Annotated in this window: 7 protein-coding genes; 6 read left to right on the top strand and 1 reads right to left on the bottom strand. The window is 34.7% G+C overall.

Going from position 1 to position 8,383, the window contains the following annotated elements; translation table 11 throughout:
- Positions 1-2,049: GH25 family lysozyme (locus FC80_RS00500; protein ID WP_268872124.1), on the bottom strand; the 2,049-nt coding region annotated here is incomplete at its 3' end.
- Between the two features lie 279 nt (positions 2,050-2,328).
- Between FC80_RS00500 and FC80_RS00495 the strand changes: the two genes are divergently transcribed.
- From FC80_RS00495 to rfbB, 6 genes are all read left to right on the top strand, one after another.
- The gene (locus tag FC80_RS00495) at positions 2,329-3,750 is read left to right on the top strand and encodes an oligosaccharide flippase family protein (protein WP_057828197.1); all 1,422 of its coding nucleotides are present in this window, start codon (positions 2,329-2,331) and stop codon (positions 3,748-3,750) included.
- A 33-nt stretch (positions 3,751-3,783) separates the two neighbouring features.
- Complete coding sequence (locus FC80_RS00490; protein WP_057828196.1) at positions 3,784-4,779, top strand: glycosyltransferase; 996 nt, start codon at positions 3,784-3,786, stop codon at positions 4,777-4,779.
- A gap of 9 nt (positions 4,780-4,788) precedes the next feature.
- Positions 4,789-5,769 carry a glycosyltransferase gene (locus FC80_RS00485; protein ID WP_057828195.1) on the top strand — a complete coding sequence of 327 codons (981 nt, stop codon included), beginning with the start codon at positions 4,789-4,791 and terminating at the stop codon, positions 5,767-5,769.
- Positions 5,770-5,880: 111 nt separating this feature from the next.
- Positions 5,881-6,750 (top strand): glucose-1-phosphate thymidylyltransferase RfbA, encoded by an 870-nt coding sequence (rfbA, locus tag FC80_RS00480; protein ID WP_057828194.1) that lies wholly within the window; start codon positions 5,881-5,883, stop codon positions 6,748-6,750.
- A gap of 2 nt (positions 6,751-6,752) precedes the next feature.
- Positions 6,753-7,334, top strand: a complete 582-nt coding sequence (gene rfbC / locus FC80_RS00475; protein ID WP_057828193.1) for a dTDP-4-dehydrorhamnose 3,5-epimerase — start codon at positions 6,753-6,755, stop codon at positions 7,332-7,334.
- An 11-nt stretch (positions 7,335-7,345) separates the two neighbouring features.
- Positions 7,346-8,374, top strand: coding sequence for a dTDP-glucose 4,6-dehydratase (rfbB, locus tag FC80_RS00470; protein WP_057828192.1), 1,029 nt, complete (start codon positions 7,346-7,348; stop codon positions 8,372-8,374).
- Positions 8,375-8,383: the final 9 nt, after the last annotated feature.

The following is an 8,383-nucleotide window of genomic DNA, read 5'->3' as shown; positions in this document are numbered from 1 at the left end:
ATTATTGGCACCTAGCGAGAAACTATCAACATAAGCAGCATTGGCATTTGCAATAGTGTAAAGATTAGACCAGTAATCGACATGATTTCCTTCACCATTTGCCGCATCAGAGTAACGCATTACAATTTGAACTTGATGACCATTAACTAAGTATTTGCTAAGGTTAATGTTTTGGGAAAACCCACTTTGACTTGCATTCAAAATATATCCGTAATTACTATTAGCAACGTCGGAACGAGTAGTAGGTGTATATGCGACTCTGGTAAGTTCTTTACCAGTGGTATTATCAAAGACAATCAAGAAAGCATTTTTGAGTGCAGTGCTTGCATCGGCGGCATGCCATCCAGTAACAGATAGTACATTATTAGTATTTAAATAAAGCTTATCAACGTTTCCAATATTGTCGGTATAATTATATTTTTGTGACCAGATATCTGTAGTATTGCCATTTCCATTGGGATCATCTGAGTAACGTAATACGAATTGAATATTTTTACCACCAAATTTATATCCTGATGGAAGAGTAAAGGTTACAGCAAACCCACTTTTAGCAGAATTTGGGATGTACCAATAGGTGTCAGCAACATCGGTTCGTTGAAGGGGTGTATATTTTACACGCTCAATTTCCTTGCCAGTAGTTGAATCAAACATAATAATATAAGCATTCTGTTCTATAGTAGATTTTGGAGATATGTGCCAACCAGATATAGATACTTTATTGCCACTTACAGAAATATTATCAATATTAGCTAAATTGTCATTTAAATTAGATATGTTAGTTAATAAACCATTATAGTCATGAGAAATGTCCAAAGTATGCCCATCGATATATGCTGTAGATGAAAATTGCCATCCACCATATCCTTCGTTTTTCCATTCGTTTTCGTAATATCCGCCATTGCTTGGTGTATAAGGATATTGAGCAATCCAAGTTCGTGCTTTGCCAACTGTTGCAACTACTTGATCGCGATATGCATATGAGATATAAGTGTAAACACCATGATTATTGAATCCTGCAGCTGTAAGAGAGTTCCAAAAAGCATACAAAGCAGGTTGTATGGAGTCACTGAGAGTAGTTTTATCTTCCATATCTGCAAAAATAAGCACATTCTTATCTAGTCCCAGATTTTGCATTGTTTGAGCAACATGTTGTCCTTGAGCAGAACCGCTAGATGAATCTGAAAAAGTAGCATAATGATATACAGCCACATTCAATCCAGCTTGTTCTGCTAGTGAAATTTGACTTGCAGCGTAAGGATTCTTATAAGTTGTTCCTTCAGTAATCTTAACAATTACACTCTTAATACCCAACGATTTTAGTTGAAGAAAATCGTTTAAAGTTATCCAACTCTGATATGAGGAGATATCTATTGTATCTGCATGCGTATAATTACTATCACCGATTGAGATGTTATCTGGAACTCTTACAGATAAGAGAGATGTTACTGCTGTAGAGAACGCGACTGGGGTTGTAGTAGTTGTGTCTAGAGTTGTACTTACTTCAGCAGTTGTACTAATTGAAGCATCTGTTGAAGAAGATGAACCATTCATAGTTGTATTATCTGAAGTTGTGCTTACATTGTTAGTGCTACTAGTACTTGCAATAATTGAACTGTCTGTACTTGTTGAAGCTGAAGATGAACTACTTATGACGGTATCTTGCTCGGCCTTTGAATCAGCATTGGAAGTAATGCTAGAATCTGTACTTTGTGTTTCGGATACAGCATTGGCAGAACTGCTAGAAGGAGAATCAACATTAATAGAAGAAGTTTTTTCAGTTGAATTAACAGAAGTGGTTTCACTATTAGCTGAGATGCTGCTATTTGAACTAGAACTTTGAGATGTAGCTGATGTAGTACTTGATGAACTACTAGAGCTTTGTGAAATGGATACAGCATTGGTAGTATCGTCTGCTTGTGCAATGTATGTTGAGAGGCTGATACCAGTTCCTAAGGATAACATTGTCAATCCAGAGACTAATGTCAGCTGCCGTTTTAGATTACTTTTCTTATATTGTTTTATTAACTTTTTCTTTCTATTCCCCTGCAATTTAACATACCCCTTATAAGTTTAAATGAATTATTAATTACCTTAATTATTATTTCATATTATTATTCAAAGTCAATAGTAATAACAAATAACCACTTGATGTAAAGCCTCGATAATAAAAAAATAATAGTACTTAGGTTTGTTTTTAGAACTTTAATTGAGATTTATACCTATATCGGCTATAATGGGCTGAGTTTAAGTCTGATACAAATATGATGTGAGTAATAGTATTTCCTATATCACATAAAGTATATGAAAATGAAATAAAGGGAGTAAATCATGAATGTTATTCGAAATTATTTATATAATGCGGGATACCAACTATTATTAGTAATACTACCGTTGGTCTCGATCACATATGTTAGTCGCGTTTTGACTAATACAGGTGTGGGATTAAATGCGTATACAAATTCGATTATTACTTATTTTGTGTTATTTGGAAGTTTGGGAATTAATTTGTATGGTAATCGTCAAATAGCTTATTTGCGAGAGAATCAGCTTGAGATGTCAAAAGCTTTTTGGGAACTAGTAATTTTAAGAATCTTGGCAGTTCTAATAGCGTTTGTTGCATTTTTTGTGTATTTGCCATTCAGTAAAAATCCAATGTTAATGTTTTTTCAGTCGCTTAATTTACTTGCTGTTATATTCGATATTTCTTGGTTTTACATGGGAATAGAGGATTTTAAAAAAACAGTAACGCGAAATACATTGGTAAAAATATTATCGTTGGCAGCAATTTTCATTTTCGTTAAAAGTAAAAATGATTTAGGGTTATATGTTATAATTCTTGGCATGGGAACTTTTCTTGGTAATTTGACTTTTTGGCCGTTTATTAAGGATTTAATTGTTAAGATACCATATAAACAGCTTCATCCTTTTCGTCATTTAAGACCGTCGATTGCTTTGTTTATCCCGCAAGTGGCAATCAGTGTATATGCTGTTTTAAACAAAACAATGTTAGGTAAAATGACTGGAACTGTTAATTCAGGATATTATAATAATGCAGATACACTAATTAAGACGGTTTTGGCTGTGGCTACGGCAACTGGGACAGTTATGTTGCCCCATGTTGCCAATGCATTTGCAAATGGAGAAAAGAAAAGAATAAATCAGATGTTATATGACTCCTTTGATTTCATTTCATTTTTAACAGTTGCTATGATGTTTGGGATTGCTGGTCTCTCACTTAACTTAGGAACACTTGTTTTTGGATCTGGTTTTGAGCCAGTTGGAATGGCTGTTTTGTTGGAGTCACCTGTAATTATATTAATTGGTTGGAGTAATGCGATTGGAACTCAATTTCTTTTACCTACAAATAGGACAAGAGAATATACAGCCTCTGTAATTATAGGTGCCATCGTCAATATTGTATTGAATTTTCCATTAATTTATTTTTGGGGACTTGTAGGTGCGATGTTAGCAACTGTCATTTCTGAGGTTTGTGTAACAGGTTATCAGTTGTGGACAATCAGGAAAACGGTGAGCTACCGAAAATTATTTCAAAATTTTTGGAAATATTTAGTAGCGGGACTGGTAATGTTTATTCCAATCTTTAAGATTAATAACACGGTTAACTCAACTATTGTTTCAATTCTCTTAGAAGTTGTTCTTGGGATAGTAGTCTATTTCGTAATGATTTTATTATTAAGGCCGACAATTGTGAATAAAGCTAGGGATATTTTGAACAAACGAAAAAAATAGATATAGATTGTTTTTTTACAAAGGAGATTTTTAATGACTAATTACATTGTTACATCAAATGATCCCGGAAAGATGGGAGGTAGTAAGGCTAAAGAGGATATTGTTAAATTTCTAAAGGAGGAAGGATATGCTTCTTTTTGGGTAAATCCCTACCAACCAAATAAATTAGCCAAGTTTTGGTATACCTATTCTCATTTGATGAATTTTTTTAAAAAATCTGAAATCGATAACCTTATTATGCAGTACCCAATCCCTTCACGATACATGGTTGATAAGTTCGTTAATAAATTGAAAGAAACAAAGGAAACAAATTTCATTATCTGGATTCACGATATTCAAGGCTTGCAAAGCAGTGATAATGACTCTGCAACTTGGGAAATCGAACTATTTAATAATGCAGATATACTAGTTGTTCATAATGAAAAAATGAAACAATGGCTTTTACAAAATGGCGTCAATACGAGGATGATTGTTCTAGAAATCTTCGATTACGATAATCCGCAAACCGTGCAAAAACAACACGAATATGAAAAGACTGTGTGTTTTGCAGGAAATTTATTCAAATCAGTTTTTTTGACTGAACTTAATACCAAAAATAAAGTCTATGTATTTGGACCAAATATGCCTGAAAAACACTCAGCAAATACAATTTACTCAGGACAGTATTCTCCAGAAAAATTGTCACAGCACCTAACTCAAAATTTTGGTCTTATCTGGGATGGCCCATCATTAACTACGTGCGAAGGAACATTTGGACATTATTTATTGTTCAACAATCCACATAAAACATCCTTATATATTAGTTCTGGGGTACCAATTATTATATGGGAGAAGGCAGCTTTGGCCGATTTTGTACTCCAAAATAATATTGGAATTGTAATTGATGATTTAAGTCGGTTGGATCAGGTCTTAGACAGTGTTTCAGTCGAATCATATAATCTTATGAAGAAGAATATTGATAAAATGGCAGTGAAGTTAAGAACAGGATATTATACAAAAGAAGTAATAAAAAAAATAGATATGCAGTAGGTGATAATAATGGTAGTTTCGGTTGTTATGGCAACCTATAATGGGAAACAATTTATAAAAAAACAGCTTGATTCAATTCGTAATCAAAGTAGACAACCTGACGAAGTTATTATAAAGGATGATGGGTCAACAGATGGAACTTTTGAATTAGTTGAAGAATACATCAGAAAAAATCTACTTAATAATTGGATTGTTGAGAAAAATAGGCAAAATCTAGGTTATAAGAAGAATTTTTTTGAATTATTGAAAGCAGCACATGGGGATATTATTTTTTTGTCTGACCAAGATGATGAATGGGTTCCAAAAAAAATTGAAAAAATGGCTGAAGTGATGGAGAAAAATACAGAGGTTAAAACTCTAAACTGTGGCATAAGTTTAATTGATGGACAATCAAAAAATGTAAAACTTGACCTGCGAAAAAATTTCTATAATGCAAATTTTTTATATTCGAAGAATCCACTAAAAGATCTCAATTATTTTGAATTTTACTCAATTGTTGAGAGAAATATCTCACCTGGGTGTGCAATGGCGATTACTTCGGAAGTTAAGGACGAGTTTATTAAGATATATGACTTTGGATTGCCTCATGATTGGTTCTTGAACTTGATAGCTTCTTTGACAAACGGATGTGTCTTTTTGAATGAAGAATTACTAAATTATAGGCTACATGGTGAAAATACGCTTGGTATTTCAGATGATTGGAGTGCTACAAGTAAAATAGACTCGTTTGAGAAAGATAGAAAAGATAAAATTGTCGAATACCAACAACTTATTCAAGCATTCACGATTTTTGAAGGTCGTTTTCCAAAAAATAAAAAAATTACTCTGAAAATTAAAAACTATTTAGAACTTCACTTAGCATTTTACAAAAAAGCGCAAATAAGAACACTCTTTAAATTATATATTTGTTCACAATATCGTGAAACGTCAACATTTAGAGGCAAGGTTTGGGATTGGTTGGTTGCGTTAAAATTAAATAAATTTTTATGATTTATTTTCTTATGAGACTATTTATTGTAATTGCAATAAAGATTAATTTTAATTTATGTTACAATCTATAATGGAAATTAAAAAAATGAATTTATTTTTTGGAGGACAAACATGAAGGGAATAATTTTAGCTGGTGGTTCAGGTACACGCTTGTACCCATTGACACGCGCGACATCAAAACAATTGATGCCGATCTATGATAAGCCAATGATTTATTATCCAATGTCAACGTTGATGCTGGCGGGAATCAAGGATATCTTGATTATCTCAACCCCACAAGATGAGTCGAGATTCGAAGAATTATTTGGAGATGGGCATGAACTTGGGTTACATATTGAATACAAAGTCCAACCTAAACCTGAAGGATTAGCGCAAGCTTTCATTTTGGGGGCAGATTTTATTGGTGATGACAGTGTTTGTCTTGTCTTAGGAGATAATATCTATTATGGTGGAGGACTTTCTAAGATGTTACAACATGCCGCAGAAAAAGAGCATGGAGCGACCGTTTTTGGATATCATGTAAATGACCCCGAAAGATTTGGCGTGGTTGATTTTGACAAAGATATGAATGCTTTGTCAATTGAGGAAAAACCAGAACATCCTAAGTCACATTATGCGGTTACCGGATTGTATTTCTATGACAACGATGTGGTTGAGATTGCGAAGAATATAAAACCTTCTCCTCGTGGCGAATTAGAGATTACCGATATCAATAAGGAATATCTCTCACGTGGGACATTATCAGTTGAGTTGATGGGTCGTGGTTTCGCGTGGTTGGACACTGGGACACATGAGTCATTACTTGAAGCGTCCTCGTTCATCGCAACAATTGAACGGCGCCAAAATCAAAAGGTTGCGTGTTTAGAAGAGATTGCATATCGGATGGGTTATATTAATAAAGAACAACTAGCGGTATTAGCGCAACCATTGAAGAAGAATCAATACGGTCAATATTTATTAAGATTAGCGAGTGAGGGTTAAAAATGGGAAAGCTTAAGATTACAGAAACGAAGCTGCAAGATGTCAAAATAATTGAACCAGCAGTGTTTGGAGATAACCGAGGATTCTTTACTGAAAGTTATTCAGATAAAGACCTTAAAGACGCAGGAATCGATTTTGACTTTATTCAAGATAATCATTCATTGTCGAGTCAAGCAGGTGTTTTACGTGGATTACATTTTCAACGAGGAAAATCAGCACAAACGAAGTTGATCAGAGTAGTTACAGGTGCGGTGCTTGATGTGATTGTGGATGTACGTAAAGGCAGCCCAACCTATGGTGAATGGGAAGGTTATATTCTTTCAGAAAGTAATCACCGTCAGTTACTTGTACCACGTGGCTTTGCGCATGGCTTTGTAACATTAACAGATAATGTTAATTTCTTATACAAATGTGATAACTATTATGATGCGAAAGCAGATGGCGGGATCGCTTTTGATGATTCTACCTTGGCAATTAATTGGCCAATTGATCTTGAAAGTGCAATTCTTTCAGAAAAAGATAAGCAGCATCCAACCTTCAAGGAATTTGAAGCAGATAATCCGTTTGTCTATGGCGAAATATAGGAGGATTGGGCATGAAAAATATTATTGTGACAGGTGGGGCAGGTTTTATCGGCTCTAACTTTGTACATTATGTAGTTAACAACCATCCAGATATACATGTGACAGTTTTAGATAAGCTAACCTATGCGGGTAACAAAGAGAATTTGGCGGGTTTACCAGCAAAACGTGTTGAATTGGTTGTAGGTGATATTGTAGATGCGCCATTAGTTGATGAATTGGTACAAAAAGCGGATGCAGTAGTTCATTACGCAGCCGAATCGCATAATGATAATTCATTGAAAGATCCAATGCCTTTTATTCAAACTAATTTGATTGGGACATATACCTTAATTGAGGCTTGTCGTAAATATAATGTACGATATCATCATGTTTCAACTGATGAAGTATACGGAGATCTTCCATTACGTGAAGACTTGCCAGGACATGGTGAAGGAGTAGGAGAGAAATTTACCCCTGAAATGCCATATCGACCATCAAGTCCATATTCTTCAACCAAGGCAGGGTCAGATCTGTTAGTCAGGGCCTGGGTCAGATCCTTTGGCTTACAAGCAACAATCTCAAATTGTTCGAATAATTATGGCCCGTACCAGTACATTGAGAAGTTTATTCCACGTCAGATTACGAATATTTTGAGTGGAATAGAACCAAAATTATATGGAACAGGAAAAAATGTGCGTGACTGGATTCATACGAATGATCATTCTTCCGCAGTCTGGACAATTTTGACAAAAGGAAAAATTGGCGAAACGTATCTGATTGGTGCAGATGGTGAACAAGATAATAAGACAGTTATGGAAATGATGCTTGAATTGATGGGGCATTCAAAGGAAGCCTATGAGCATGTAGCAGATCGGCCGGGGCATGACTTAAGGTACGCAATTGACTCGACAAAGCTAAGAACAGAATTAGGATGGAAACCAGAATTTACAGATTTTCGTGAAGGACTGGCAGAGACAATCAAATGGTATAGAGAAAATGAGGACTGGTGGAAGGCAGATAAAGCAAAGGTTGAAGCCAACTACGCAAAAAACGGTCAATAACAAGTTGAT

This window comes from Liquorilactobacillus cacaonum DSM 21116, from assembly GCF_001436735.1.
Lineage (GTDB): Bacteria > Bacillota > Bacilli > Lactobacillales > Lactobacillaceae > Liquorilactobacillus > Liquorilactobacillus cacaonum.
Note: the sequence above shows the minus strand (reverse complement) of the source record. Positions and strands in the feature narration are given on the sequence as shown.